At 69.2% G+C, this 643-nt stretch carries 1 protein-coding gene; it reads right to left on the bottom strand.

The window, feature by feature from the left end; all coding sequences use genetic code 11:
• The coding region (locus TX83_RS20980; RefSeq protein WP_141233614.1) for an autotransporter-associated beta strand repeat-containing protein at positions 1-643 on the bottom strand (643 nt) is incomplete at both ends.

Here is a 643-nt window from a genome sequence, read left to right as displayed (position 1 = left end):
CGCCGGACGTGCCCACGCCGCCGCCGAGCATTTGCGCACCGTCGTTGAGCACCAGCGTGTCGTCGCCGTCGCCGAGCTGCAACGTGCCCGCACCGGTATCCAGAATGCCGGTGAGGGCGACCGTGTCGTTGCCGCCGCCGAGGTCGCCCGCGGCGCGCAACGTGCCGCCGTTGCCGACGGCGACGGCCTGGGCACCGGCATCGCCGCTGAGCGCGGTCTGAGTACCGTCCTCGGCCTGCACGATGCCGTTCACCTGCAGCGACGAGGTCCCGGTCATGCCCACCGTCGGCGTCGCCAGGCCGCCGTTCACCTGCAAGGTTCCGGCGGCGAGGGCGGTGGCGCCGATGTTGTTGTTGGGGGAACTCAGCACGCTGGTGCCGCTACCGATCTGGGCCAGCGTGCCCGGACCGCTGAGGGTGCCGCTGAAGGTGAACGTGTCGCTGCGATTGAGCGACAGGGTCGACGTCGGCGAATCCACGATCACGTTGCCGACGCCGGCGTTGCCGGTGGTGCCGCCGTTGCCGATCACCAGGTTGCCGTCGTTGATGACCGTGTTGCCGGAATAGGTGTTGTTTCCGGTCAGGATCCAGGTGCCGCTGTCGTTCTTGGCCAGGGTGGTGGCGCCGGTACCGTTGTTGCCGAT

Source organism: Lysobacter antibioticus HS124 (genome assembly GCF_000336385.2).
Classification (GTDB): Bacteria; Pseudomonadota; Gammaproteobacteria; order Xanthomonadales; family Xanthomonadaceae; genus Lysobacter; species Lysobacter firmicutimachus.
Note: the sequence above shows the minus strand (reverse complement) of the source record. Positions and strands in the feature narration are given on the sequence as shown.